General features: G+C 66.2%; 21 protein-coding genes. 10 read left to right on the forward strand and 11 right to left on the reverse strand.

The window, feature by feature from the left end:
- Positions 1-15: 15 nt before the first annotated feature.
- Together KQ910_RS25675 and KQ910_RS25680 are read right to left on the reverse strand one after the other, a co-directional pair.
- Positions 16-855, reverse strand: a complete 840-nt coding sequence (locus KQ910_RS25675; RefSeq protein WP_216966669.1) for a TauD/TfdA dioxygenase family protein — start codon at positions 853-855, stop codon at positions 16-18.
- A 123-nt stretch (positions 856-978) separates the two neighbouring features.
- Complete coding sequence (locus KQ910_RS25680; protein WP_216966671.1) at positions 979-2,346, reverse strand: arylsulfatase; 1,368 nt, start codon at positions 2,344-2,346, stop codon at positions 979-981.
- 102 nt (positions 2,347-2,448) lie between these two features.
- Between KQ910_RS25680 and KQ910_RS25685 the strand changes: the two genes are divergently transcribed.
- Positions 2,449-3,354, forward strand: a complete 906-nt coding sequence (locus KQ910_RS25685) for a LysR family transcriptional regulator (protein WP_216966673.1) — start codon at positions 2,449-2,451, stop codon at positions 3,352-3,354.
- Here KQ910_RS25685 and KQ910_RS25690 read toward each other — a convergent pair.
- Positions 3,351-3,860 (reverse strand): hypothetical protein, encoded by a 510-nt coding sequence (locus KQ910_RS25690; protein WP_216966675.1) that lies wholly within the window; start codon positions 3,858-3,860, stop codon positions 3,351-3,353. The genes KQ910_RS25685 and KQ910_RS25690 overlap by 4 nt on opposite strands.
- 45 nt (positions 3,861-3,905) lie before the next feature.
- Here KQ910_RS25690 and KQ910_RS25695 point away from each other — a divergent pair, with 45 nt between their 5' ends.
- Positions 3,906-4,955 (forward strand): alkaline phosphatase D family protein, encoded by a 1,050-nt coding sequence (locus KQ910_RS25695; protein ID WP_216966677.1) that lies wholly within the window; start codon positions 3,906-3,908, stop codon positions 4,953-4,955.
- A gap of 539 nt (positions 4,956-5,494) precedes the next feature.
- On the opposite strand, the gene KQ910_RS25700 is transcribed toward KQ910_RS25695, so the two are convergent.
- The 3 genes from KQ910_RS25700 to nirB all read right to left on the reverse strand — a co-directional run bounded on the left by KQ910_RS25700 (position 5,495) and on the right by nirB (position 9,384).
- Entirely contained in the window at positions 5,495-6,478 is a 984-nt protein-coding gene (locus KQ910_RS25700; protein WP_216966679.1) for a tripartite tricarboxylate transporter substrate-binding protein, read from the reverse strand.
- 120 nt (positions 6,479-6,598) lie between these two features.
- Complete coding sequence (nirD, locus tag KQ910_RS25705; protein WP_216966680.1) at positions 6,599-6,934, reverse strand: nitrite reductase small subunit NirD; 336 nt, start codon at positions 6,932-6,934, stop codon at positions 6,599-6,601.
- On the reverse strand, positions 6,934-9,384 hold the full coding sequence (nirB, locus tag KQ910_RS25710) for a nitrite reductase large subunit NirB (protein WP_216966682.1): 2,451 nt from the start codon (positions 9,382-9,384) through the stop codon (positions 6,934-6,936). Before nirB ends, nirD begins: the two co-directional genes overlap by 1 nt.
- A 239-nt stretch (positions 9,385-9,623) precedes the next feature.
- Here nirB and KQ910_RS25715 point away from each other — a divergent pair, with 239 nt between their 5' ends.
- Positions 9,624-10,286, forward strand: a complete 663-nt coding sequence (locus tag KQ910_RS25715; protein ID WP_229600976.1) for a DUF4202 domain-containing protein — start codon at positions 9,624-9,626, stop codon at positions 10,284-10,286.
- A gap of 9 nt (positions 10,287-10,295) precedes the next feature.
- Here the strand turns inward: KQ910_RS25715 and KQ910_RS25720 are convergent, their stop codons facing one another.
- Entirely contained in the window at positions 10,296-11,369 is a 1,074-nt protein-coding gene (locus tag KQ910_RS25720) for a tartrate dehydrogenase (protein ID WP_369408452.1), read from the reverse strand.
- A gap of 108 nt (positions 11,370-11,477) precedes the next feature.
- On the opposite strand from KQ910_RS25720, the gene KQ910_RS25725 reads away from it, so the two are divergent.
- The 4 genes from KQ910_RS25725 to KQ910_RS25740 all read left to right on the forward strand — a co-directional run bounded on the left by KQ910_RS25725 (position 11,478) and on the right by KQ910_RS25740 (position 15,266).
- Positions 11,478-13,163, forward strand: coding sequence for an N-acyl-D-amino-acid deacylase family protein (locus KQ910_RS25725; RefSeq protein WP_216966686.1), 1,686 nt, complete (start codon positions 11,478-11,480; stop codon positions 13,161-13,163).
- 24 nt (positions 13,164-13,187) lie between these two features.
- Complete coding sequence (locus KQ910_RS25730) at positions 13,188-13,490, forward strand: putative quinol monooxygenase (RefSeq protein WP_216966688.1); 303 nt, start codon at positions 13,188-13,190, stop codon at positions 13,488-13,490.
- Positions 13,487-14,296, forward strand: coding sequence for a phytanoyl-CoA dioxygenase family protein (locus tag KQ910_RS25735; RefSeq protein ID WP_216966690.1), 810 nt, complete (start codon positions 13,487-13,489; stop codon positions 14,294-14,296). Before KQ910_RS25730 ends, KQ910_RS25735 begins: the two co-directional genes overlap by 4 nt.
- Positions 14,297-14,474: 178 nt before the next feature.
- Complete coding sequence (locus KQ910_RS25740; RefSeq protein WP_216966692.1) at positions 14,475-15,266, forward strand: TMEM43 family protein; 792 nt, start codon at positions 14,475-14,477, stop codon at positions 15,264-15,266.
- Between the two features lie 3 nt (positions 15,267-15,269).
- Here the strand turns inward: KQ910_RS25740 and KQ910_RS25745 are convergent, their stop codons facing one another.
- Positions 15,270-15,932, reverse strand: a complete 663-nt coding sequence (locus tag KQ910_RS25745; RefSeq protein WP_216966694.1) for a TetR/AcrR family transcriptional regulator — start codon at positions 15,930-15,932, stop codon at positions 15,270-15,272.
- A 110-nt stretch (positions 15,933-16,042) separates the two neighbouring features.
- Here KQ910_RS25745 and KQ910_RS25750 point away from each other — a divergent pair, with 110 nt between their 5' ends.
- From KQ910_RS25750 to KQ910_RS25760, 3 genes are read left to right on the forward strand one after another with little or no spacing between them, the layout of a single operon-like run.
- The gene (locus tag KQ910_RS25750) at positions 16,043-17,200 is read left to right on the forward strand and encodes an efflux RND transporter periplasmic adaptor subunit (RefSeq protein WP_216966696.1); all 1,158 of its coding nucleotides are present in this window, start codon (positions 16,043-16,045) and stop codon (positions 17,198-17,200) included.
- Positions 17,201-17,227: 27 nt separating this feature from the next.
- Positions 17,228-20,332 carry an efflux RND transporter permease subunit gene (locus KQ910_RS25755; protein WP_216966697.1) on the forward strand — a complete coding sequence of 1,035 codons (3,105 nt, stop codon included), beginning with the start codon at positions 17,228-17,230 and terminating at the stop codon, positions 20,330-20,332.
- A gap of 13 nt (positions 20,333-20,345) precedes the next feature.
- Complete coding sequence (locus tag KQ910_RS25760) at positions 20,346-20,765, forward strand: LIC_13387 family protein (RefSeq protein WP_216966699.1); 420 nt, start codon at positions 20,346-20,348, stop codon at positions 20,763-20,765.
- Here the strand turns inward: KQ910_RS25760 and pcp are convergent.
- From pcp to KQ910_RS25775, 3 genes are all read right to left on the reverse strand, one after another.
- Positions 20,762-21,403: a pyroglutamyl-peptidase I gene (gene pcp, locus KQ910_RS25765; RefSeq protein WP_216966701.1), complete on the reverse strand. Its 642-nt coding sequence runs from the start codon at positions 21,401-21,403 to the stop codon at positions 20,762-20,764. The genes KQ910_RS25760 and pcp overlap by 4 nt on opposite strands.
- A 71-nt stretch (positions 21,404-21,474) precedes the next feature.
- Positions 21,475-22,272 (reverse strand): FAD binding domain-containing protein, encoded by a 798-nt coding sequence (locus KQ910_RS25770; protein WP_216966703.1) that lies wholly within the window; start codon positions 22,270-22,272, stop codon positions 21,475-21,477.
- Positions 22,273-22,288: 16 nt separating this feature from the next.
- On the reverse strand, positions 22,289-24,673 hold the full coding sequence (locus KQ910_RS25775) for a xanthine dehydrogenase family protein molybdopterin-binding subunit (protein ID WP_216966705.1): 2,385 nt from the start codon (positions 24,671-24,673) through the stop codon (positions 22,289-22,291).
- Positions 24,674-24,677 lie beyond the last annotated feature (4 nt).

Consider the following 24,677-nt stretch of genomic DNA (forward strand, 5'->3'; position numbering starts at 1 on the left):
CGATCAGCCACGCCATCAGTAGGGCCGGTCGCCCTCGATCAGCACGCGGTGCATGATGCGCGGCTCGCCTTCCGGGTAGTCGATGACGACGCGATGCATCGTGGCGCGATTATCCCAGACGACGATGTCGCCGCGCGCCCAGACATGGCCGAAATGATGCTGCGGCTTGCGCGCCTCGTCGGCCAGTTCGTCCAGCAGCGCGTCGCTCTCCGCCCGCTCCAGCCCGACGATACGGTCGAGGCGGTTGGGGTTCAGGTAGAGCCCCTTGCGGCCGGTCACCGGATGGGTGCGCACCAGCGGATGCTCGACGTCCGGCGTCTCGGCGATCTCCTCGGGCGTGCGCGGCGAGGGACGGTTGCGCGCGCGCGGCGTGTCGTAGCCGTGGACCGCCTTCAGCCCGTCGATGCGCTTGCGCGTGGCCTCGGGCAAGGCTTCGAACACCGAGTGCATGTTGCAGAACCAGGTGGCGCCGCCCCGGCTCGGAATCTCGATGCCGTGCAGCAGCGTCGCCTTGGCCGGCACCGCGAAGTAGGAATCGTCGGTGTGCCAGTCCTCGGCGCGAATGGCCGTCTTGTCCGTCGTGCCGTCCGCCATCAGCGTGCTCACCATGACCGAGACGTCCGGCACGGCCCCGCTGCGCTTGTAGCGCAGCAGCTGCTTCTGCGGCTGGCCGAAGGCCTTCGAGAATTCGCGCGTCTGCTCGGGCGTCATGGGATCGCCCGGAATCACGACCAGAAGATGCTCGGCGAGCGCCTGGTTCAGCAGCGCGGCCACCTCGGGCCGGTTCGCGGCGTCGCGATCCAGTCCTTCGATGCGTGCGCCAAGGGCCGCTTTGTTGGGAATGACTTCCGGCATGGTCCTGCGACTCCCGTCGGGGTTCTCTCGAGCGCGGCGAGCCTAGCCCATGCGGACGCGTCCCTCAGCCTGAAAAGACGCGAGCCGAGGAGCGGAAGAACCGTCGCCCTTGCGCTCCGAAGCTCAGTTCCCGGATGAACCTGCCGAAGCGCCAGTAGGTACGAAGTCGTCCGGCGCGCCAGGCGGAATCGGCGGATGGGCCTTCAGACTCTGCTGGAACGTCTCGATCAGACGACGGATCGGACCGCGCACCCAGCCCTCCTCCATATTCGCATCGGTCTCCTCCTTCGGATCCCGCACGAGATTGAAGAGATAGGGCGTCTCCAGCTTGATCGGCCCTTCATTGGGTTCGACCTCCCACATGAGATGCATCTTCCAGTCGCGCCATTTGACGGCTCGCAGCTCGGTCTTGATGTAGTAGGGAAATCCGTCGCGGGCCGACTTCGGCCGTTCGCCCAGGAAGAAATCGAGCTGGTCGATGCCGTCGATCGCGCGGTCGGCCGGCAGGCTGGCGCCGGCGAGCGTGGCCAGCGTCGGATAGAGATCGGTGATGTGCAGCACATCCGTCGTGCGGCGCGGCGCAATGCGGCCGGGCCAGCGCAGGATGAAGGGCACGCGCAGCCCGCCTTCCATGGCGGTGTGATAGGTCCCGCGCCATGGCCCCGCGGTGCCGCGCCACGGCCGCCTGAATTCGGGACCATTGTCGCTGCCGAAAAGCACCAGCGTGTCCTCGCGCAGGCCGAGCCGGTCGATCGCATCCAGGATCTCGCCCACGCGATGGTCCATCTCGGCCATCGCATCGGCAAAATCGCCCGCGCCGGTGCGGCCGGCGAAATCCGGATGCGGCAGGGTCGGAAAGTGCAACTGCGTGAGCGGCACATAGGCGAAAAACGGACGCGCAGCCGCCGACTGGCGCTCCATGAAGTCGATGGTCCGCCGCGTGAGTTCGCCGTCGATGAGGCGCCGCTGCTCGAGATCGTAGACCGCGAGGTTCTTAGCCGGCGCGCCTTTGACGCCTTCCATCACATACGGCATCGGCACGATGGTGGGATCGAAGCCGGGCGCCGCCGTGAACATGGCCTCGTTCGACGTGCGAGGAATGCCGTACCATTCGTCGAAGCCGCGATCCTTGGGCAGCCGCCCTTCCCGGTCGCCCAGGTGCCACTTGCCGAAGCAGGCGGTCGCGTAGCCGGCGCCCTGCAGCAGCTCGCCGATCGTGATCTCCCAGGGGATCAGCCCCTGCGGCAGGCCTGCCGGCACCGACTGCATCGCCCCGGTACGGATCGGGTGGCGACCCGTCATCAGGGCGGAGCGCGTCGGCACGCAATCGCTCTCGACGTTGAAGTTGAGGCAGGTGAGGCCCTCCTCCGACAGCGCATCGATGCGCGGCGTCGGCGCACCGCGCAGGACGCCGCCGCCATAGCAGCCGAGTTCACCCCATCCGAGATTGTCGGCCAGGATCAGGACAATGTTGGGCGGGCGAACGGTCATGGGTCACTCCGGGATGACGGGCAGCCTAGAGTGACATCGGGCCCCTCATGTATAAAATGCAAAGCCAAGACAAGTTGTTGCGATTTCCGCAAGAGGTCTGACGTGAAGCTCCAGGCCCTACGCCTCTTCCTGCGCGTCATGGAACTGGGAAGTCTCGCCGCCGCTGCCAAGTCGCTGAACATAAGCCAGTCCGCGGCAAGCCGCCTGCTCTCGGGACTGGAGCACGGCACCGGCCTGCGGCTGTTCCATCGCGACCGGATGCGCCTCGTGCCGACCCCGGAGGGCACCAGCTTCTTCGCCGAGGTGCGGCGCGTGCTCATGGCGGTCGACGACCTGCCCCGCGTCGCCCGACGCGTGGCGGGCGGCACGCGGGTCCGCCTGCGGATCGTGAGCATGCCGCGCTTCGCCGCCAGCCTGCTGGCGCCGGCCGTGGCGCACTTTCATCGTCTTCATCCCGAGGTCGAGGTCGAGGTCGCGATCGTCCATCGCCGCGAACTCGAACTGGCGGTGGCCAACCAGTCGTTCGATCTCGGGATCGGCGCGCTGCCTCTGCACAATCCCGGGATCGATTCCCAGCCACTGCTCGACCTGCCGGCTGTCGTCGTCCTGCCGGCCGGGCATCCCCTCGCCCGCCGGAAATCGCTCGGCGCCCGCGATCTCGCGGCGGAGAGCGTGATCGTGCTCGGCGCCGACACGCAGTTGCGCCACGATGTAGAGGCGATGTTCGCGGCCGAGGGCATCGCCCTCCATCCGAAGATGGTGGTCGATTCGCTGGAGTTCGCCTGCCGTCTGGTTTCGGAGGGCGCTGGCGTGACCGTCGCCGACTCGCTCACGCCGGTCACGCTCGGCGTCGGAAAGCTTGCCGTCGTGCCCTGGCGCCCGCGGATCCTGTTCCATGTCGGCGTGCTACTGCCCGCGCTCATGCCACCGTCGCATTCGGTGGAGCAGTTCCTCGATGGACTGCGCCGCGTGGCAAGGCGGCTCGGCGGCCGTCTCTCGCGGGCCTAGCGCGCCAGCAGGCCGGCCATAAGGCCCGACAGCCAGCGGCGCAACCGCAGAACCATGGCCTTCGTCTTCTGCCAGACCGGTAGCGCGCGCACGAAGCCGTAGATGCGGTCGCGCCAGGTGAACAGCCAGGTCTCAGCGCTGAGATACCAGGACAGACGCAGGAGCGTGGGCCGCAGCACCTTGTAGAGCCGCGCGACCAATGCCGTCGCGACGACCTTGCCCACGCCGATCGAGACGGCGGCGAGGATGAAATTGCCATGTATGGCAAACCAGACCGCCGCGAGTTTCACGGGCAGCACCAGCGTCGACGGCGCCACGAAGGCGACCAGCGCCGCCCAGGGCGGCAGCCGCGCCAGCCAGGCTTCCAGGCGCGCGATCCACGGCAACCGGGCAAAGGCCGCCATCGCCAGGCCCAGATAGCGGAGCAGCACCTCTTCGAAGAACATGATCGCCGCGGCGATCGGCACGAACAGGAGTTCGAGGGCGCGTTTCAGGTGGCGTTTCATCGGCCTGCAAACTAGAGAGCGGATACTGGCTTTTCGGTGGCTGACATGTTCACACGACGGACGCTTTCCAAACTCCTCGCGACCCTGTCGCTGGCGCCCGCAGCGGCATTGTCGCAGGGCCGCCCGCCGCTGTCGCGCATCGCCTTTGGTTCCTGCGCCAACCAGTCGATGGCGCAGCCGATCTGGGAGGCCATCCTCGCCTACCGACCCGACCTGTTCATCTTCGCCGGCGACAACGTCTATGGCGACTTCAATACGCCGGACGGAGACAATCTGAAGCGCGCCTACGATACGGCGCGGACCATCCCGGGCTATGCCCGCCTGCGCGAGACCGTCAGCCATCTCGCCGTCTGGGACGATCACGATTACGGCCTGAACGACGGCGGCCTGGAGTTCCCACACAAGGCGCGCTCTAAGGAGCTGTTCCTCGATTTCTGGAACGCCCCGGCCGACGACGTCCGCCGCCAGCGCGAGGGCATCTACGATGCCCGCGTCATCGGCCCCCAGGGCATGAGGGTGCAGGTGATCCTGCTCGACGTGCGCTGGTTCCGCTCGCCCCTCAGGATCACCGACCAGCGGGGTGCGCCGGGCAAGGAGCGCTACCTGCCCGACCCGGATCCCGGCAAGACGATGCTCGGCGCCGAGCAATGGGCATGGCTCGCCGACGAACTGCGCAAGCCCGCCGAGGTCCGCCTGGTCGTGTCGAGCACCCAAGTCCTCGCCGAGGGCCATGGCTGGGAGCGCTGGGGTAACTTCCCGCTGGAGAAGCAGAAGCTGATCGACACGATCCGTGCGAGCGGCGCCAAAGGCGTCGTGCTGCTGTCGGGCGACCGGCACATCGGCGCGCTCTATCGCGAAACGCCGGCGGATCTCTACCCGCTGTACGAGGCGACTTCGAGCGGCCTCAACATGGTCTACTGGGCCGCGAAGGAAGCCGGCCCCAACCGGCTCGCTGCAATCTACGCCGCCGCGAATTTCGGCGTCGTCGAGATCGACTGGTGGGAACGCAACCTGCTGCTGGCATTGCGCGATGACGGCGGCAGCGTACGGCGTTCCGTGGAGATCCCCTTCGACGCGCTAGGCATTGCCCTCTGAATGCCCAGATTGAATCGAGGGATGGGTCTTCGACGGGGCGCGTAGCCAGGACAAGGCGGTGTCGACACCGCCGATTCCCCGTCCAAGGAAGCTACATGCCATCGGTGAAAACCGTCATATCGCTCTCGCTTCTCTCGCTCGCTCTCACCGCATCCCCGGTCCTTTCGCAGGACCGGACGCCGCCTCCCTCTTCTTCCACACCGTCAACGCCGGACGGCAGCGGCGGCGGGACACAAGGACGACAGCCGGACGACAGACACGGGCCGTCGTCCCAGGGCCGACCGCAAGGCCCGCCGCCTCAAGGCAAGACCGGCGGTCCGCCGAACGGCAGCGGCCCCCCTTCTTCCGAGTCACCACGCATGGGACAGCAGGGCCAACCGCCACGGGGGCCCGATGGACTGCGTCCCGAAAGGACGCGCCCACCGCACGATCAGCGGTCTCCTTCGCCGTCGAACGCGGCCAATCCCGGCTGATCTCCTTTCAGCAAAAAAAGAAGGGCCGCCCATAAGGCGGCCCTTCGTCGTCGGCTGTCGAGACGCTTACTGCGGCTGGACGCCGGCCGCCTTGATGGCGGGCACCCACTTGTCGATCGACGCCTTGAGTTGCGCGGCAAGGGCTGCCGGCGTCGCGTCCTTGGGCTCGGGCAGGTCGACGGCCTGCTCGATCAGGCGGGCGCGCACCTTCTCGTCACCAAGCGCCGTGACCAGCGCCTTGTTCAGCGTGTCGATGACGTTCTTCGGCGTGTTCTTGGCGACGAAGAAGCCGTTCCAGATCGTGACCTCGTAGCCCTTGAGGCCCGATTCATCGACCGTCGGCACATCCGGCAACTGCGGCAGGCGCTTCAGCGTGCTGACGCCCAGCGCCTTGATGGTGCCGGCCTTGATCTGCGGCAGCACGTTCACTGCCTGGTCAACCATGTAGTCGAACTGGCCGCTCACGAGATCGTTCAGCGCCGGACCGGTTCCCTTGTAGGGAATCTCCAGCACGTCGACCTTCATCATGCTGTTCAGCATCAGGCCGCCCAGGTGCGAGGCAGCGCCGATGCCGGCCATGCCGTACTGCGCCTTCTTCTGGTTGGCCTTCAAGTAGGCCTCGAATTCCTTGAAGTCCTTGGCCGGCAGGTCCTTCTTGGCGACCAGCACCATCGGGTTCGTACCGCCGAGGCCAATCGGCTCGAAGTCCTTCTGGCTGTCGTAGGGCAGCGTCTTGTAGAGCGCGATGTTCACCGCGAGGGTGCCCATGTGCGCGAACAGGATCGTGTAGCCGTCGGGCGTCGCCTTGGCGGCCTTGTTGACGCCGATCGTTCCGCCGGCGCCGCCGACATTTTCGACGATCATGGTCTGGCCGAGAGCCTCGCCCATGCGGGCGGTCAGCACGCGGGCCAGGGCATCGGTCGGGCCGCCGGCCGCGAATGGTACGATGACCGTGATGGGCTTGGTCGGATAGACCTGCGCCATGGCCGCAAGCGGCAGGGCAGCAACGCCCATGGCGGCGGCCGCCGCCAGCAGGACACGTCTCTTCATGAACGACTCCCTGGTTGTCTGTGGATGCGAGTTACACCGTCGTCACAGCCTCTGCAACGAGGGGCCTGCCGGATGGGATGAGCCGCCAGCGCCAAAACGACACATGCGCCCAGTCGGATGTCAGGCTGCCTCTTCCGCCACGCCTCCCAGGGCGATGAACAGGCGCCCGGCCTCGATCCTCACCGGCACCGTCCTCACCGCGCCCTCGTCGGCTCCCAGAGCCCGGCCCGTTTCGAGCGAAATCACCCAGTTGTGCAGGGGGCATGTCACCGACGTGCCGTGGACGATGCCCTGAGAAAGCGGTCCTCCCTTGTGCGGGCAATGGTCCTCGATGGCGAAGACCTGCCCTTCGGCCGTGCGGAACACCGCGAGCTTGCCTTCGGGCGTGTTCACGCAGCGGGCGCCACGGCTCGGAATGTCATCGAGCGAACCGACCTCGATCCATTTCATGCTCATCACTCTGCGGCCTCCGCAAAGCCCACCGTCGCCATAGGCCGGAATTCATGCTTGTCCTTGCCCGAGACCCGTTCGTCCCACGGATCCACCTGGGCGAACTTCTGCGAGAACACGAAGCGGTCGAAGTAGGCCCGGCGCTTCTCGCCGTCCTGCACGATCTGGCGCCTGATCTCGTCGAGGCCGATGCGCTTGGCCCACTTGTAGATGCGCTCGAGGTAGCGGGCCTGCTCGCGGTACATCTGGACCAGCGCCGCGATGTGCTCGATGGCTTCGTCCTCGGTCTTCACCTGGCCGAGGATTTCCGTGCCCTTGATGTCGAGACCCGCGGCGCCGGCGAAGTGGAGTTCGTAGCCCGAGTCGACGCAGATCACGCCCACGTCCTTGCAAGTCGCCTCCGAACAGTTCCTCGGGCAACCCGAGACGGCCATCTTGACCTTGGCCGGCGTCCACGAGCCCCACATGAACTTCTCGATGCGAATGCCGAGACCCGTCGAGTCCTGCGTCCCGAAGCGACACCAGTCGGTGCCCACACATGTCTTCACCGTGCGCAGCCCCTTGGCATAGGCATGACCCGACACGAAACCCGCCTTGCCGAGATCGGCCCAGACCGCCGGCAGGTCTTCCTTCCTGATGCCCAGCATGTCGATGCGCTGGCCACCGGTAACCTTGACCGTCGGAATGGCGAACTTGTCGACGACATCGGCGATCGCCCTCAGCTCCGTGGAACTGGTGACCCCACCCCACATGCGCGGCACGACGGAGAATGTGCCATCCTTCTGGATGTTGGCGTGGACGCGCTCGTTGATGAAGCGCGACTGGTAATCGTCGGCATACTCGCCGGGCCAGTCGCAGACGAGGTAGTAGTTGAGCGCCGGCCGGCACTTGGCGCAGCCGCACGACGTCTTCCACTCGAGTTCCTGCATGACCGCCGGCACCGTCTTCAGCGACTTGGCGACGATCAGGCGGCGGACGTCGTCGTGGCCCAGCGTCGTGCAGGCGCACATCGGCTGGACGGCGCTGCGATTGAAGGCGTCGCCCAGGGTCAGCTCCATGAGCTGCTCGACGAGGCCGGTGCAGGTGCCGCAGGACGCCGAGGCCTTGGTGTGCGCACGAACCTCGTCGAGGGTCGTCAGCCCCTTCGTCTTGATCGCGCCCGTGATCTTGCCCTTGCAGATGCCGTTGCAGCCGCAGATCTCGGCATCGTCCGGCAAAGCCGCGACGGCGGCCGCGGCATCGAGAGCGCCGCCGCCCTGATAAGCCGGCCCGAAGATCAGCGTGTCGCGCATCTCCGAGATGTTCGCCGACTTCTTCTTGAGGTCGTTGAACCAGGCGCCGTCGGCCACTTCGCCGAACAGCACCGTGCCGATGATCCGGTCGTCCTTCAGGATCAGGCGCTTGTAGACGCCGGCCGAGGCGTCGCGCAGCACGATCTCCTCGCGGTCGTCGCCGTCGGCGAAATCGCCCAGTGAATAGACGTCTATGCCGGTGACCTTGAGCTTGGTCGGCGTGTCGACGTGCACGAAGCGGGCAGTCTCGTCATCGGTGAGGTTGGCCGCGGCGACACGCGCCATCTCGTAGAGCGGCGCCACCAGGCCATAGACGTGCCCGCCGATCTCGGCGCATTCGCCCAGGGCGTAGATGTCCGGATCGGATGTCCGCATCGCATGGTCCACGACGATGCCGCGGTTGGTGGCGAGGCCCGCGTCCTTGGCCAGCCCGGCGTTCGGCCGGATGCCCGCCGCCATGATCACCAGCGTCGCCGGGATGATGGTGCCGTCGGCGAGTTCGACGCCTTCGACCCGGCCGTTGCCCAGGATCGCCTTGGTGTTGGCCTTGGTGAGAACCTTGATGCCCCGCTCCTCCAGCGCCTTCTGCAGCAGGTAGCCGGCGGCAGGATCGAGCTGCCGTTCCATCAGTGTCGGCATCAGATGCACGACCGTGACGTCCATGCCCTGCGACTGAAGTCCGGCCGCCGCTTCGAGGCCGAGCAGTCCGCCGCCGATCACCACCGCCTTGGCGCGGGATTGCGCCGCCAGCAGCATCGCGTTCACGTCGTCGAGGTCGCGATAGGTGAGCACGCCCGCGAAGTCGTGGCCGGGCACAGGGATGATGAGCGGATTGGAGCCGGTGGCGATCACCAGTTTGTCGTAGCTCTCGACCACGCCTTCGGAAGATGTGACAGTCTTCGCGGCCCGGTCGATCGCCACGATCCTGTGACCCTTGTAGAGGGTGATGCCGTTGCGCACGTACCAGCCGTCGCCGTGGATGATGATCTGTTCGTAGTCCTTCTCACCCGACAGCACGGGCGAGAGCATGATGCGGTCGTAGTTGACGCGCGGTTCGGCGTTGAAGATCGTCACCTGGTAGCGTCCAGGCGCGGCCTCCAGCAGATGTTCCAGCATGCGCCCGGGGGCCATGCCGTTTCCGATGATGACGAGCTTTTCGGTCATTTCCTGGCGAGTCCCCAAAACAAAAAAAGCTGCCCAACGGACTCCCGCCCCGAGACGGGACGAACAGTCGTTGGCAGCTTTGCCGGGGGCGCCCGCCATTGGACGCCCGTTAACGAGGCTTCATTGCCTCACTGAGTACGGAGCATGAACCGTGCCAATTTTGTTGATCCAGCGATTGTTCATATCAGCAGGCCCGACGCGACCGCGTGGTAAGTGACTGGGGGAGCCTTGGTGGTTTATTGGGCAGCGAAGGCCATCGATTGCCACTTTGCCTCGCCGGCGGACGATCCTATGAGAGTCGCATGACTCCCCTCTCGCCACGCTTCGACGCGGTCATCGCGGACATCGACGCGGCCAACGCACAGGATCCCCGGCAGATGCAGCTGGCCGGCGCTATGCGTCCGCGCGAGGTCGTCTATTCCGAGCGGATGTCGGATTGCCTGCCGCGGCTCTATCCCGAAGCATCGGAAGCCCTGCGAATCGCCGCCCGCGCGCAGCACATCCGCCGCTGGCAAATTCCCCGGAAGGACTACCCGCTCGGCCGTGAAGGCTACAATGCCTGGCGGTCGGCCTGTCGCGATCATCACGCTTCGCTCACGTCCGCCGTCATGCGCCGTCACGGTTATGCGGACGAAGAAATCGCGCAAGTCGTCAAGATCATCCGGAAAGAGCAGCTCAAGCGCGATCCCGAGAGCCAGGCTCTCGAGAACGTCGTGGCCGTCGTCTTCGTCGAGCATTACCTGGACGAATTCATTGCCGAGCACAAAGACTACGACGACGCCAAGCTCGCCGACATCCTGAGAAAGACGCTGCGCAAGATGGATGCGACCGGCCATGCCGCAGCGCTCGGGCTGAACCTGCCCGAGTCGACCGCACGCCTCATCGGCTTGGCGCTGAAGTAAGGCGGCGCTCTACGCCGTCTTCACCAGCTCCGCGATGGCCGCGCCGACGGTCTTGGTGTCGCCGTTGCCGCCGAGATCCTTGGTCCGCGGCCCGCCTTCGACCAGCGAGGCCGCAATCGCCCGCTCGATCGCCTCGGCGGCTTCCGGATAGCCCAGATGGCGAACCATCATGGCGCCCGACCAGATCTGGCCGATCGGGTTGGCGATGCCCTTGCCCGCGATGTCGGGCGCCGAACCGTGGACCGGCTCGAACATCGAGGGATACTTGCGCTCGGGATTGATGTTGCCCGAGGGCGCCACGCCGATCGAGCCGGTGAGCGCCGGGCCGAGATCGGAGAGAATGTCTCCAAACAGGTTGGAGCCGACGACCACGTCGAACCAGTCCGGGTTGCGCACGAAGTGCGCCGTCAGGATGTCGATGTGATACTGGTCCGCCTTGATGTTCGGGTACTTCTTGCACATCTCGGCGAAGCGCTCGTCCCAGAATGGCATCGTGTGGATGATGCCGTTCGACTTGGTGGCCGAGGTCACGTGCTTCTTCTTCGTCGTGCTGGCGAAGTCGAAGGCGAACTTGAGGATACGGTCGACGCCCTTGCGCGTGAAGATCGACTGCTGGATGGCCATCTCGTCGTCGGTACCCTGGAACATGCGACCGCCGATCGAGCTGTACTCGCCCTCGGTGTTCTCGCGCACGACCCAGAAATCGATGTCGCCCGGCTTGCGGTTGGCCAGCGGGCTGGGAACGCCCTCGAACAGACGCACCGGCCGCAGGTTCACATATTCGTCGAAGTCGCGGCGGATCGGGATCAGCAGTCCCCACAGGGAAACGTGATCCGGCACGCCCGGCCAGCCCACGGCGCCCAGGAAGATGCTCTCGAACGCCTTGAGCTGCTCCATGCCGTCGTCCGGCATCATCTTGCCGGTCTTCACCAGCCGATCGCACGACCAGTCGAAATCGGTGAACTCGAGTTCGAAGTTGAACCGCCGCGCGGCGGCTTCGAGAACGAGTACGCCTTCCGGCAGAACTTCCTTACCGATTCCGTCACCCGGAATTAGTGCGATCTTGTGCTTGGCCATCATTATCCTCCCGAACCGCGCGGAACGTAGCAGCGCGACCTTGCCATGCAAGCGCGGCATTGCCCCTGCAGTTCGTCCGCGCCAATATGAACACACGTTTACCCCGGAGTGGCCATGACGTTCGACCTCAAGATTACCGGCGGCACCATCGTCGACGGCACCGGCAAGCCGGGCTTCGTTGGCGATATCGGCATCAGGGACGGTAAGGTGGTTGCGCTCGGCAAGGCCGACGGTGATGCGACACAGACCATCGACGCCAGGGGCAAGGTCGTCTCGCCGGGCTTCGTCGACGTGCACACGCACTACGACGCCCAGATCCTGTGGGACCGCATGCTCACCATCTCGCCCTGGCACGGCGTCACCACGACGGTGATCGGCAATTGCGGCTTCGGCGTCGCACCGACCCGTGAGATCCACCGCAAGATGATCATGCAGACCCTGGAAAAGGTCGAGGGCATGAGCCTCGAGGCGCTGGAGGCGGGCCTCGGCATGGACTGGCCGTTCGAGACTTTCCCGCAATATCTCGACGCGCTGGAGAAGCGCGGCTCGGCCATCAACGTGGCCGCTTTGTTCGGCCACACGCCGTTGCGCCTCTACGTGATGGGAGAAGAGTCGACCGAGCGGGCCGCGACGGCCGACGAGGTCGGCGCGATGAAGAAGCTCGTCCATGAGGCGATGGAAGCCGGCGCCATCGGCTTCGGCACCTCCGTATCGGTCAGCCACAACGGCTATGCCGGCAAGCCGGTGCCCAGCCGCCAGGCGACGCCCGAGGAAATGGACGCCCTCGTCTCGGTGATGGGCGAGATGAAGCGCGGCCTGATGCAGATCACCATCGGCCGCGATTTCTCGACCCGCCACATGGCCGAGGTCAGCCGCAAATACAACATCCCCGTCACCTGGACCGCCCTGCTCTCTCACCTCTACGGGCCGGGCGGCCATCGCAAGCAACTCGACCTCGCCGCCGAGCAACGCAAGTCCGGCGCCATGGTGATCCCGCAGGTGAGCTGCCGGCCGCTGAACTTCGAGGTCACCTTCGCCGAGCCGTTCATCTTCGACGTGATGCCGTTCATGAACGAGCTGGCGAAAGCCGATGCCAAAGAGCCTGGCACTCGCCGCCGCGCCTACGCAGATCCGGCCTGGCGCGAGAAGCTGCGCAGCGAGGTGACGCCGCTGTTCCAGAAGTGGTGGGACCGCGTCGTCATCGCCTGGTCGCCGTCGCATCGCGAACTGGAGGAGATGCCGCTCACCGCGGCAGCCGCGAAGCTCGGAAAGGACCCGGTCGATCTGGCCCTCGACATCTCGCTGGCCGACGACCTGCTGACCCGCTTCCGCATGGCCGTCATGAACTTCGACGAGAAGGAAGTGGCCGAGCTGATCACCGATCCGAACACGATCATCGCCCTGTCGGACGCCGGCGCCCATGCCAGCCAGCTCTGCGACGCCTGCTACTCGACCCACCTGCTCGGCCACTGGGTGCGCGACCGCAAGGTCTTCACGATCGAGGAGGCGGTGCACAACCTCACTCAACGTCCTGCCGAGATGTTCGGCATCACCGATCGCGGCGTGCTGGCCGAAGGCCGTCCCGCCGACGTCGTCGTCTTCGATCCGAAGACGGTGAACCCGGGCCCGCTGAAGCGCGTCCACGACATGCCGGCCGGCGCCGACCGCCTCGTGTCCGAGGCCAGCGGCATCGAGGCCGTCGTGGTGAACGGCAAGGTGATCCGCCGGAACAACAAGGATACGATCGCGGCCAACGACAAGCTGCCCGGTCGTCTGCTACGACATGGCCGCGCGGCCTAAGCGAACAATTCAGGGAGAGAGACAATGATCCACGTCATCGCCATCATCACTGCCAAGCCCGGCAAGCGCGACGAAGTCCTCAAGAACTTCAAGGCGAACGTCCCGGCCGTACACGCCGAGAAGGGCTGCGTCGAATACGGCGCGACCGTCGACACCGATGGCGGTCCGTTCGCCAAGTTCGGTCCCGACACCTTCGTCGTCATCGAGAAGTGGGAAACCATGGACGACCTCAAGGCCCACGGCGCGTCGGAGCACATGAAGGCCTATGCGGCCAAGAACAAGGACCTGCTCGCCAATCGTGCCGTCCACGTTCTGCAGAACGCTTGATCTCCGTCGCTGAATCGGACGTCGCCGCGTACGAACGCGACGGCGTCGTTTGCCTGCGCGGCGCCTTCGATGCCGTGTGGGTTGGAATCCTGTGCGAGGCAGTCGAGCGAGACCTCCTCAAGCCGGGCCCGAACGCCACCAATTTCGCCGAGGGCAGCACCGCGGGAAAGTTCTTCGGCGACATGTTCATGTGGCGGCGCGACAACGATTTCCGCCTCGCCGCCCTCACCTCGCCGGCCGGTGAAATCGCCGCCGCGCTGATGCAGTCAGAGAAGGTCGATTTCTTCTACGACCAGCTCTTCGTGAAGGAGCCCGGGACGGCGCATCCCACGCCGTGGCACCAGGACCAGCCCTATTGGCCCGTTACAGGCCGGCAAATCACGTCGGTCTGGATCGCCCTCGACGATATCGACCACAGCAACGGTGCGGTCGAGTTCATCGCCGGGTCCCATCGCTGGGGCATCAACTATCGGCCGACACCCTTCCGCAAGGGACACGAGGCCAAGTTCACGTCCAGCGATCTCGTCGAGATTCCCGACATCGATGCCGAGCGGGCCAAGTACGACATCCGGTCGTGGACGATGGAGCCCGGCGACTGCCTGGTGTTCCACGCCATGATCGTGCACGGCGCGCCGGGCAACGACACACCGGGCGCGCGCCGCCGCGGCCTGTCGCTGCGCTATACCGGAGACGATGCCCGCTACGACCCGCGACCCGGCACCTTCCAGTTTCCCCACACACCGGACCTCGCCGCCGGCGCTCCCATGACTTGCGACCTCTTCCCGAGGGTCTGGCCGAGGCGGTAGCGGGCTGAGCTTCGCTCAGCCCGTTGAGCGACAGGACATTGCCTGCATTGTCCGAGAGCGTCGAAGAAAGAACGACCGCCTCATGACCCCTCCGCCGGCGTAAAACGCCGGCACCTCCCCATTTGAATGGGGCGGTTGGTGATTCTAGTGTCCCCGCCCAACTCCGAAGGCAGGCTTCATGGAAAATCCCGGCACCGACCAGTTCACCGAGGTCACCAATACCTCGTGGTTCGCGCGGCTGGGGCAGGCAATCGTCGGGGTTCTCATCGGCTTCGTCTTGATCGCCGTGTCGATCGGCGTGCTGTTCTGGAACGAGGGTCGTGCCATCCGCACGGCACAGGGTTTGAGCGAGGGCGCGGGCATCGTCCGCAGCGTTGCGGCCGACAGGGTCGATCCGTCCAATAACGGCCGGCTGATCCATGTCAGCGGCATGCTGTCGACGGCCGGCCCCGTAGCCGATCCCGACTTCGCGCTGCGGGTGCGCGGCGTGCGCATCTCTTTTTCGGAGGTGCCGTTGCAGACGGCCAGCGTGGTCGCGGCCCAGTCCGGCGACGGCTTCGCGCCCTTCGCCACGCGCACCGGCACGACCGTCGAACTGATCTCTGCCGGCACGGTGCCGCCCGCGGTCATGTTCCAGCACGCCGAGGAAGAGAACGTCACCATGACCTGGGTGTTGCGCCTGATCGGCGCGATCCTCATGCTGGTGGGCTTCAGCTTCGTGCTACGGCCGCTCGCGGTCGTGGGCAGCGTCATCCCGTTGCTGGGCGACGTGATCGGTGCCGGGACTTTGCTCGTGGCAATGGTCTGCACGGCGGCGAGTGCGCCTGTCGTCATCGCGCTGGCCTGGCTGTGGTACAGGCCGCTGGTGGGTATCGGCGTGCTGGCGGTCGGCGCCGCGGCGACCTGGGGCCTGATGAAGCTGCTGCGGGCGCGAGCCGCCGCTCGGAAGGCCGCCCTCCCGGCGGCCTGAAGCTCAGTCGGCGCGGATGATGCCCTTCATCACGATGTCGAGCATGCCCGTGCCCAGCAGGTCGCGGTTGGACCACGGAAAGTCGGCCTTCAGGATCAGCGCCGAAGCGACGCCGTGCATGGCCATCCAGCAGAGTTCGGCGCAGGTGTCGGCCGGGTAATTGAGCTTGAGGCCGGAAGTCTCGGCCTCGGCGATGATCGCAACAAGGCGCTGGAATACGATCGCGCCGCCGATGCCCGGCCGCGTCGGGTCGTCCGTCGGCATCCGGTGTCCGAGCTTGCGGATCGATTCCGGGATGTTGGAGCCGAGGAACACCAGCTTGTACTCGTCCGGGTGGGCTAGGCCGAACTTGAGATAGGCCTCGCCGAACCGGCGGATCCGCTCGCGCGGTTCGCGGACGGTGGCCTCGATCTCGCTGATGCTCTCGATCAGGTACCCGAAGGTCTGATCGCAGAGCGCCAGCATCATCTGTTCCTTGTCCTGGAAATAGAGATACAGCGCGGGCGCGGACACGCCGACCCGATCCGCGATCCTGCGGATGGTCGTGGCCTCGTAGCCCAGTTCCAGGAACAGCTCCTTGGCGGCCTGGAGGATTTCCTCGCGGCGCGTATGGCCTTCGCCGCGCTTCTTCCGGCCGCCCGTCGCCGCTGTCGAAAAAGCGTTCACTCGGGTTCTCCTGCCCTTGACTATTATATGAACGTCGATAACTTATCAATGGTAAGCTAACGGCGTTTAGATTCTTCAGCCCATAGTAAACGTCCGAAGGAAAGCCCGCCATGCGTCTCCCCAACGTTCAGCTCCCTGCCAAGTTTCCCGTCAAGCTGGCCGTGATGGGCGCGGTCGGCATGGCCTTGGCGGGCGGCGCATTCGCCGCCTTCTCGTTCACTGCGAATGCCAGCCGCCCGGCGGCCAACAGCGAACCGGTCGTCCGGCCCGCGCGCGTTGCAGAGATTTCCTACAAAAAGCAAAGTCAGGCGCTGTTGCTCGCCGGCACGGTCGTTCCCCGCATCGAAAGCACGCTGGGTTTCCGCGTCTCGGGCAAGATCGTCCAGCGCTCGGTCGATGTCGGTGCCCTGGTGCAGGCGGGCGACGTGATCGCGACGCTCGACCCAGCAGACTACAGGCTTGCCGTCGACAATGCCCGCGCTGCCCTCGCTTCCGCCGACGCCGACTATGCGCGCGCCAGGGCCGACCATGAGCGCTACCTGAACCTGCGCGGAAGCACCGCTTTTGTGCCGCAGACGCTCGACCAGCGCCAGTCGCTCGCCTCGACGGCCCTCGCCCGCGTCGACCAGGCGAAGAGCCAGCTTTCCTCGGCGGAGAACAATCTCGCCTACACCGTGCTGCGTGCCGATGCGGCGGGTGTCGTCACCGCCGTCCAGGCGGAAGTCGGCCAGGTGATGGCCCAGGGCCAGGGCGTGATCCGCCTCGCCCGGCTCGACGAACTCGAGATCCTCGTGGGTGTGCCGGAGCACCGCTTGAAGGTCGTGCGCGAGGCGAAGGGCGCCAGCTTCGAGCTGTGGTCCGATCCCGGCCGCCGCCACTCGGCCAAACTGCGCGAGCTGTCGCCCAGCGCCGATCCCGTCACACGCACCTACGCCGCGCGTTTCAGCGTGATCGACCCGCCGGAGTTCATCGGCCTCGGCATGACGGCGACGCTGGGTTTCGAGCGTCCCGACAACACGCCTGTCGCCGAGGTGCCCCTCTCCTCGATCTTCCAGCGCGGCACGCAGCCCGCCGTTTGGGTCGTCGACCGCACCAGCGGCACGGTCGAACTGCGGCCCGTGACGATCGCGCGCTGGCGCGACGACACCGCCGCCATTTCCTCGGGCGTGAAGGACGGCGAGCTGATCGCCACCGCCGGCGTGCACAAGCTCGAGACCGGGCAGAAAGTGAAGCCGCTGCCGATGCAGCAGCAACAGGCGGCGCGCTAGCGACCTCGTCCCGAGGGGAGATTCTCCATGACCACGCGCACCAATCTCTCGGCGATGGCGCTGAAGTACAGCACGCTCACCGTGTTCTTCATGATCGCGCTCACGCTGGCCGGCTTCTATGCCTTCTTCAACCTGGGCCGAGGCGAGGATCCGCCCTTCACCATCAAGCAGATGGTCGTGTCGGCGGCCTGGCCGGGGGCGACGTCACGCGAGGTCGAGCAGCAGGTCACCGAGAAGATCGAGACCAAGCTGCAGGAGCTTCCCTACTTCTTCAACGTCACCAGCTACACCAAGCCCGGCGAGACGGTGATCTTCGTCTCGCTGCGGGACGACACGCCGCCGGCCAAGGTCGCAGATCTCTGGTACCAGGTGCGCAAGAAGGTCGGCGACATCAGGGGCTCGCTGCCGCAAGGCGTGGTCGGGCCGTTCTTCAACGACGAGTACGGCGACACCTACAGCATGATCTGGGCCTTCGAGTCCGACGGCTTCTCGCCGGCCGACGTGAAGGAGATCGCCAAGGCCGTGCGCCAGCGCCTGCTGCGCGTGCCCGACGTCACGAAGGCCGACCTGTTCGGCCTGCAGGACGAGAAGATCTACATCGAGTTCAGCCATACGCGGCTGGCCATGCTCGGCGTCCCGGTCGACCAGATCCTCGAGATCGTACGCCGCCAGAACGCCATCGTGGCCACCGGCACGGTCGAGACCAAGGGCGAGCGCGTGGCCGTCCGCGTCGACGGCGCGCCGACCTCGGCCGAGCAGCTCCTGGCGCTGCCCTTCACCGCCAACGGCCAGACGCTGACCCTGGGCGACGTCGCCGAGATCCGGCGCGGCTACCAGGACCCGCGCCAGTTCGCCATGCGCTTCGGCGGCAAGCCGGTGATCGGCCTCGGCGTCGTGATGGCGCCGGGCGGCAACGTCGAGACGCTGGGCAAGGCACTCGACAGGACGATGACCGAGGTCGAGGCCGCCCTGCCGCTCGGCATCACGGTGCATCGCATTGCCAACCAGCCCGAGGTCGTGGCCAAGTCGTTCGAGGAGTTCAGCGCCTCGCTGCTGGAGGCGCTGGCCATCGTGCTGGTCGTCTCCTTCATCAGCCTCGGCATCCGCACCGGCGTGATCGTGGCGCTGTCGGTACCGCTGGTGCTGGCCATCACCTTTGTGGGCATGCTGCTGCTCGGGATCGACTTCCAGCGCATCTCGCTGGGCGCACTAATCATCGCGCTGGGCCTGCTGGTCGACGACGCGATCATCGCCGTCGAGATGATGATGGTGAAGCTGGAACAGGGCGCGAGCCGCCTGGAGGCCGCCACCTACGCCTATACCTCGACCGCCTTCCCTATGCTGACGGGCACGCTCGTGACGGCCGTCGGCTTCGTGCCGGTCGGTTTCGCCCGCTCCAGCGCCGGCGAATACACCAACTCGATCTTCTGGGTCGTCGGCCTGTCGCTGATCATCTCGTGGTTCGTGGCCGTTCTGTTCACGCCGTGGATGGGCTATCACCTCCTGCCGACGCCCAAGGTCCAGCACCACGATCCCTACAACGGCCGCCTCTACACGCTGTTTCGCAGGATGGTCACGTGGTGCGTCACCTGGCGCAAGACGACCATTGCCATCACGGCGCTGGCTTTCGTCGGCTCGATCGCGGCGTTCGGGCTGGTGTCGAAGCAGTTCTTCCCGACGGCCAACCGGCCGGAACTGATTGTCGACATGAAGCTCGCCCAGGGCGCCTCGTGGACCGCGACCGACGCGGAGGTCCGCAAGCTTGAGGCCTGGCTCGGCAACAATGCCGACGTCGCCTCCTACACGGCCTATGTCGGCGCCGGCAGCCCGCGCTTCTACCTGCCGACCGTGCCCGAGCTGTCGAACGCCAATTTCGGCCAGATCATCGTCATGACCAAGGATCTGGTGGCGCGCGAACGCGTGGTGGCCGAGCTCGACGCCCTCTTCAAGCAGGACTTCGAGGCGGTGCGCGCGCGCGTGCAGCGCCTGCAGAACGGCCCGCCGGTCAGCTACCCGGTGATGTTCCGCGTGCTGGGCGACGACCCGCAGGAAGTCCGCCGGGTGGCCGAGCAGGTGCGCCAGGTTTTCAAGGCCGATCCCGACACCCGCGACGTCAACTTCGACTGGAACGAGCTGGCCAAGACCGTCCGCCTCGAGGTCGACCAGGCGAAGGCCCGGGCGCTGGGTGTCGACTCGCAGGCGCTGGGCAATACCCTGCAGACGCTGCTGACCGGCATCAATGTCACGCAGTATCGCGAGCGCACCGAATCGATCGACGTCGTGGCCCGCGCCGTCGCGCCGGAGCGGCTGAGCGTCGAGGGGCTGGAGGCCATCAATCTCCGCACCTCGACGGGCGGTGTGGTCTCGCTGGCCCAGCTCGCGACGCTGAAGTTCGAGCTGGAGGAACCGATCCTGTGGCGTCGCAACAAGGACCTGCTGATGACCGTCCGTGCCGGTGTGGCCGACGGCGTGCAGGGACCCGACGTCGCCGCCCGTCTCGACAAGGCACTGGCGCCGGTGCGCGCCGCCCTGCCGCCCGGCTACCGCATCGAGGTCGGCGGCGACCAGGAGGAGTCGGCCAAGAGCCAGGCGTCCATCTTCAAGATGATGCCGCTGATGGCCTTCCTGATGATCCTGTTCCTGATGCTGCAGCTCCAGAGCTTCTCCAAGCTGGCGCTGGTGCTGCTCACCGCCCCGCTCGGCCTGATCGGCGTGTCGTTGTTCCTGCTGCTGTTCAACCAGCCGTTCGGCTTCGTTTCCCTGCTGGGCGTGATCGCGCTGGCTGGCATGATCATGCGCAACTCGGTCATTCTGGTCGACCAGATCGACCAGGACATCGCGGCCGGCCATGCCAAGTGGGACGCGGTGATCGACGCCACGGTGCGCCGCGCCCGCCCGATCCTGCTGACCGCGGGCACGGCGATCTTCGCCATGATCCCGCTGTCGCGCAGCGTCTTCTGGGGCCCGATGGCCGTGGCCCTGATGGGCGGCCTGCTGGTGGCCACCGCCCTCACCCTGCTGTTCCTGCCGGCGCTCTACGCCGCCTGGTTCCGGGTGAAGAAGCCCGACGCCGCGACGCAGTCGGCGCCTGCCCACCACGGCCCGCCGTCGCTCGCCATCGCGGCGGAATAGCAAGGAACGCATCGTGCCCGGCCTCGCCTCTCTGCTGATCGTGGCGAGCGCGGCGATCGTTCTCGTGTTGGGCGTGTTGCACCTGCTCTACACGTTCCGCGGCCGCAAGCTGCATCCGCGCGACGCCGAGACGCTTCGCGCCATGCAGCAATCGACTCTATGGATCACGCGACAGGCTACGGTCTGGCAGACCTGGATCGGCTTCAACGCAAGCCACAGTCTCGGCCTCGTGTCGTTCGCGCTGATCTACGGCTACCTGGCGCTGGCAGCACCTGACCTGCTGTTCGGCTCGCTGTTCCTGCGCGGCGTCGGCCTGGCGCTGCTGCTGGCCTATGTCGTCGTCGCCCGGCGCTACTTCTTCAGCGTGCCGTTCCACGGCGTCGTACTCGCGACCGCCTTCTTCATGGCAGGGCTCGTCGTCGGCAGCTTCTAGGAGATGCGGCCCTCGACGGTATGCAGGTCGATCGTCCGCGCGGCGCTGGTCGCCACGATGATCTCGATGCCACGCGCGATGTCGTCCACGGACATCGACGGCGCGCCGCCCAACCGGGACGCCTGCTCCGGCACATAGGGAATGTGCAGGAAGCCGCCGCGCATCCTCCGTGGATGGGTCTCGATGATGTCCATCAGGGAATAGAGGATGTGATTGCAGACGAAGGTGCCGGCGGTGTTCGAGACCATCGCCGGAAGTCCCGCCTTGCGCATCTCCGCGACGCAGGCCTTGATCGGCAGCGTCGCGAAATAGGCCGCGGGACCGTCGATGCGGACGGGCACGTCGATCGGCTGCTTGCGGTCGTTGTCGGGAATGCGCGCATCCTGGACGTTGATCCCCACCCGCTCGAGGCAGAGTTCGGTGCGGCCGCCGGCCTGGCCGACGCACAGCACGATGTCGGGCTTGGCCTTGTCGATCGCCTCCCGCAGCACCCTGGCGGACTTCGCGTAGGACGTCGGCAGGACCGCCGTCACCACGGACACCTTGCCGATCTTCTTCCGGAGCCGGCTCACCGCCAGCGACGACGGATTGACCTTGTCGCCGCCGAACGGATCGAAGCCCGTGACCAGTGCCTTCATGCGGTCCTTACCTCAAACGAAAGGGCGCCCGGTTAGGGCGCCCTGACGTTAATGCCTGATTGGCCGAACGGCTACTTGTTGGCCTTGTCGACCGCGCGGCGGGCCATCACGCCCACCAGATGGGCGCGATATTCGGCGCTGCCGTGGATGTCGCTGTTGAGATCGGTCGCCGGGACCTTGATGTCCTTGATGGCGTCCGACGAGAAGTTCTTGGACAGCGCCTCTTCCATCGCCTTGACGCGGAACACGCAGGGGCCGGCGCCGGTCACGGCGACGCGCACGCCCGCGGCCGTCTTGGCCACGAACACGCCGACCATCGCGTAGCGCGACGCCGGGTTCGGGAACTTCATGTAGGCGGCCTTCTCGGCCTTCGGGAAGCTGATCGAGGTGATGATCTCGCCGTCGCCCAGCGCCGTCTCGAACAGGCCCTTGAAGAAGCTGTCGGCCGCGTGCTTGCCGGTGTTGGTCGTCACCGTGGCGTTCAGCGCCACGACCGCGGCGGGATAGTCCGCCGCCGGGTCGTTGTTGGCGACCGAGCCGCCCATCGTGCCGCGGTTGCGGACCTGCGGATCGCCGATGTGGCCGGCGAGGTCGGCCAGCGCGGGAATGTTGCTCTTCACGTCGGCCGAGGTCGCGACGTCGCCGTGCCTGGTCATGCCGCCGACAACGACGTTGCCGCCCTCGACCTTGATGCCGACCAGTTCCTTGACGTCACCGAGATCGACCACGTCGGTCGGACGGGCCAGGCGCTGCTTCAGCGTCGGGATCAGGGTCATGCCGCCCGACATCGGACGGGCTTCCTCGTTGCCCTTGAGCAGCTTGACGGCGTCGGCGACCGACTTGGGGCGGTGATAGGCGAAATCGTACATCTGGACTTTCCTCCGTTTACTCGGCCGCCGCGCGTTGGGCGCCCTGGATCGACTGCCACACGTTGAGCGGCGTGGCCGGCATTTCGACGTGCTTGACGCCGATCGGCGCCAGCGCGTTGTGGACTGCATTCATCACGGCGGCGGGCGCGGCGATGGCGCCGGCTTCACCGCAACCCTTCACGCCCAGCGGATTGTGCGGGCACGGGGTGACCTTGTAGCCGAGCTTGAACGACGGGAAGTTGTCGGCGCGCGGCATGGTGTAATCCATGAACGACCCGCTCAGCAGCTGGCCGGTGTTCTTGTCGTAGACGGCGCCCTCGAACAGCGCCTGACCGACGCCCTGGACGATGCCGCCATGGACCTGACCTTCGACGATCATCGGGTTGATGATGTTTCCGAAATCGTCGACCGCCGTATGGGCGATCACCTCGACGATGCCGGTGTCCGGGTCGATCTCGACCTCGCAGATCTGCGTGCCGGCCGGATAGACGAAGTTCGCCGGGTCGTAGAAGGCGTTCTCGTCCATGCCCGGCTCGATCTCGGCGAGCGGATAGTTGTGCGGCACGTAGGCGGCGAACACCGCCTGCGCCAGCGGCACGTTCTTGTCCGTGCCGGCGACCTTGAAGGTGCCGTTCTCGAACACGACGTCGGCCACGTCGGCTTCCATCAGATGGGCCGCGATCTTCTTGCCCTTGGCGATGATCTTGTCGGTCGCCTTCATGATCGCCGAGCCGCCGACGGCCAGCGAGCGGCTGCCGTAGGTGCCCATGCCGAAGGTCGTCGTCGAGGTGTCGCCGTGGACGACCTCGATCTGGTCCATCGGGACGCCGAGCTTGTCGTGGACGAGCTGGGCGAAGGTCGTTTCGTGGCCCTGGCCGTGGCTGTGCGAGCCGGTGATGACCTGCACGTTGCCCGTCGGGTTGAACTTGATCTGCGCCGATTCCCACTGGCCGACGCCGCCGCCCAGCTGGCCGATCACCTGCGAAGGCGCCAGGCCGCAGGCCTCGATGTAGGACGAGAAGCCGATGCCGCGCAGCTTGCCTCGCGACTTCGCCTCGGCCCGGCGGGCCTCGAAGCCCTGATAGTCGGCGATTTTCATCGCCTCGTCGATGATCGGCGGGTAGTTGCCCGAATCGTACTGCAGCGCCACCGGCGTCTGGTACGGGAAGGCCTCCGCCGGGATGAAGTTCTTCCGGCGCAGCTCGGCCGGATCCATCTTCAGCTCGGCCGCGGCCTTGCTGACGATCGTCTCGATCACGAAGGTCGCCTCGGGACGGCCGGCGCCGCGATAGGCGTCGACCGGCGCGGTATGCGTCACGGCGGCCTTCACGTTGGCGTAGATGAGCGGCGTCGTGTACTGGCCCGCCAGCAACGTGGCGTAGAGATAGGTCGGCACCGCCGTCGAGAAGGTCGACAGGTAGGCGCCCATGTTGGCGATGGTCTCGACCTTGAGGGCCAGGAACTTGCCGTCCTTGTCGAGCGCCAGCTCAGCATGGGTGACGTGGTCGCGGCCGTGGCAGTCGGTCTGGAAGGACTCGCTGCGCTCGGCCGTCCACTTGATCGGCCTGCCGACCCGCGAGGCCGCCCAGCAGACCATGGTCTCGTCGGCATAGCAGAAAATCTTGCTGCCGAAGCCGCCGCCCACATCCGGAGCGATGACCCGCAGTTTGTGCTCGGGGATGCCCAGCACGAAAGCCGACAGGATCAGGCGCAGCACGTGCGGGTTCTGCGAGGTCGACCAGAGCGTGTAGTTGCCCGTGCCCTTGTCGTACTCCGCCGCCGCCGCGCGCGGCTCCATGGCATTGGGGATCAGGCGGTTGTTGACGATGTCCATTTTGGTGACATGCGCCGCCTTGGCGAACGCCGCCTCGACATCGGCCTTCACGCCGATTTCCCAATCGTAGATCAGGTTGCCGGGCGCTTCCGGGTGGACCTGCGGCGCACTCTTGTCGAACGCCTTCGCCAGATCGATGTTGGCCGGCAGGACCTCGTAGTCGACCTTGATGGCCTCGGCGGCGTCCCTCGCCTCGTCGTAGGTATTGGCCACGACCATCGCGACGGTGTCGCCGACATAGCGGACGGTATCGACCGCCATTACTGGATGCGGCGGCGACTTGTGCGGCTCGCCATGCTTGTCCTTGACCACCCAGCCGCAGATCAGGCCGCCCACCTTGGCATCGACAAGATCCTTGCCGGTGAAGATATTGACGACGCCTGGATGCTTCTCCGCCGCGGAGATGTCGATGCTCTTGATCTTCGCATGGGCATGCGGCGAACGCAGGAAATACGCGTAGGTCGCCCGGGCGAGGGGCAGATCGTCGACATAGCGGCCGGTTCCCGTCAGGAAGCGCTTGTCTTCCGTCCGGAGAACCCGCGCGCCGATTCCGGTGGCGGAAGTCATGGCG

This window comes from Reyranella humidisoli, from assembly GCF_019039055.1.
Taxonomy (GTDB): Bacteria; Pseudomonadota; Alphaproteobacteria; order Reyranellales; family Reyranellaceae; genus Reyranella; species Reyranella humidisoli.

What these genes read in the sequence shown, in the direction of transcription:
- KQ910_RS25675 (WP_216966669.1), bottom strand. Translation starts at nt 855, where the DNA reads ATGCCGGAAGTCATTCCCAACAAAGCGGCCCTTGGCGCACGCATCGAA.
- KQ910_RS25680 (WP_216966671.1), bottom strand. Translation starts at nt 2,346, where the DNA reads ATGACCGTTCGCCCGCCCAACATTGTCCTGATCCTGGCCGACAATCTC.
- KQ910_RS25690 (WP_216966675.1), bottom strand. Translation starts at nt 3,860, where the DNA reads ATGAAACGCCACCTGAAACGCGCCCTCGAACTCCTGTTCGTGCCGATC.
- KQ910_RS25695 (WP_216966677.1), top strand. Translation starts at nt 3,906, where the DNA reads ATGTTCACACGACGGACGCTTTCCAAACTCCTCGCGACCCTGTCGCTG.
- KQ910_RS25700 (WP_216966679.1), bottom strand. Translation starts at nt 6,478, where the DNA reads ATGAAGAGACGTGTCCTGCTGGCGGCGGCCGCCGCCATGGGCGTTGCT.
- nirD (WP_216966680.1), bottom strand. Translation starts at nt 6,934, where the DNA reads ATGAGCATGAAATGGATCGAGGTCGGTTCGCTCGATGACATTCCGAGC.
- nirB (WP_216966682.1), bottom strand. Translation starts at nt 9,384, where the DNA reads ATGACCGAAAAGCTCGTCATCATCGGAAACGGCATGGCCCCCGGGCGC.
- KQ910_RS25725 (WP_216966686.1), top strand. Translation starts at nt 11,478, where the DNA reads ATGACGTTCGACCTCAAGATTACCGGCGGCACCATCGTCGACGGCACC.
- KQ910_RS25730 (WP_216966688.1), top strand. Translation starts at nt 13,188, where the DNA reads ATGATCCACGTCATCGCCATCATCACTGCCAAGCCCGGCAAGCGCGAC.
- KQ910_RS25740 (WP_216966692.1), top strand. Translation starts at nt 14,475, where the DNA reads ATGGAAAATCCCGGCACCGACCAGTTCACCGAGGTCACCAATACCTCG.
- KQ910_RS25750 (WP_216966696.1), top strand. Translation starts at nt 16,043, where the DNA reads ATGCGTCTCCCCAACGTTCAGCTCCCTGCCAAGTTTCCCGTCAAGCTG.
- KQ910_RS25755 (WP_216966697.1), top strand. Translation starts at nt 17,228, where the DNA reads ATGACCACGCGCACCAATCTCTCGGCGATGGCGCTGAAGTACAGCACG.
- pcp (WP_216966701.1), bottom strand. Translation starts at nt 21,403, where the DNA reads ATGAAGGCACTGGTCACGGGCTTCGATCCGTTCGGCGGCGACAAGGTC.
- KQ910_RS25770 (WP_216966703.1), bottom strand. Translation starts at nt 22,272, where the DNA reads ATGTACGATTTCGCCTATCACCGCCCCAAGTCGGTCGCCGACGCCGTC.
- KQ910_RS25775 (WP_216966705.1), bottom strand. Translation starts at nt 24,673, where the DNA reads ATGACTTCCGCCACCGGAATCGGCGCGCGGGTTCTCCGGACGGAAGAC.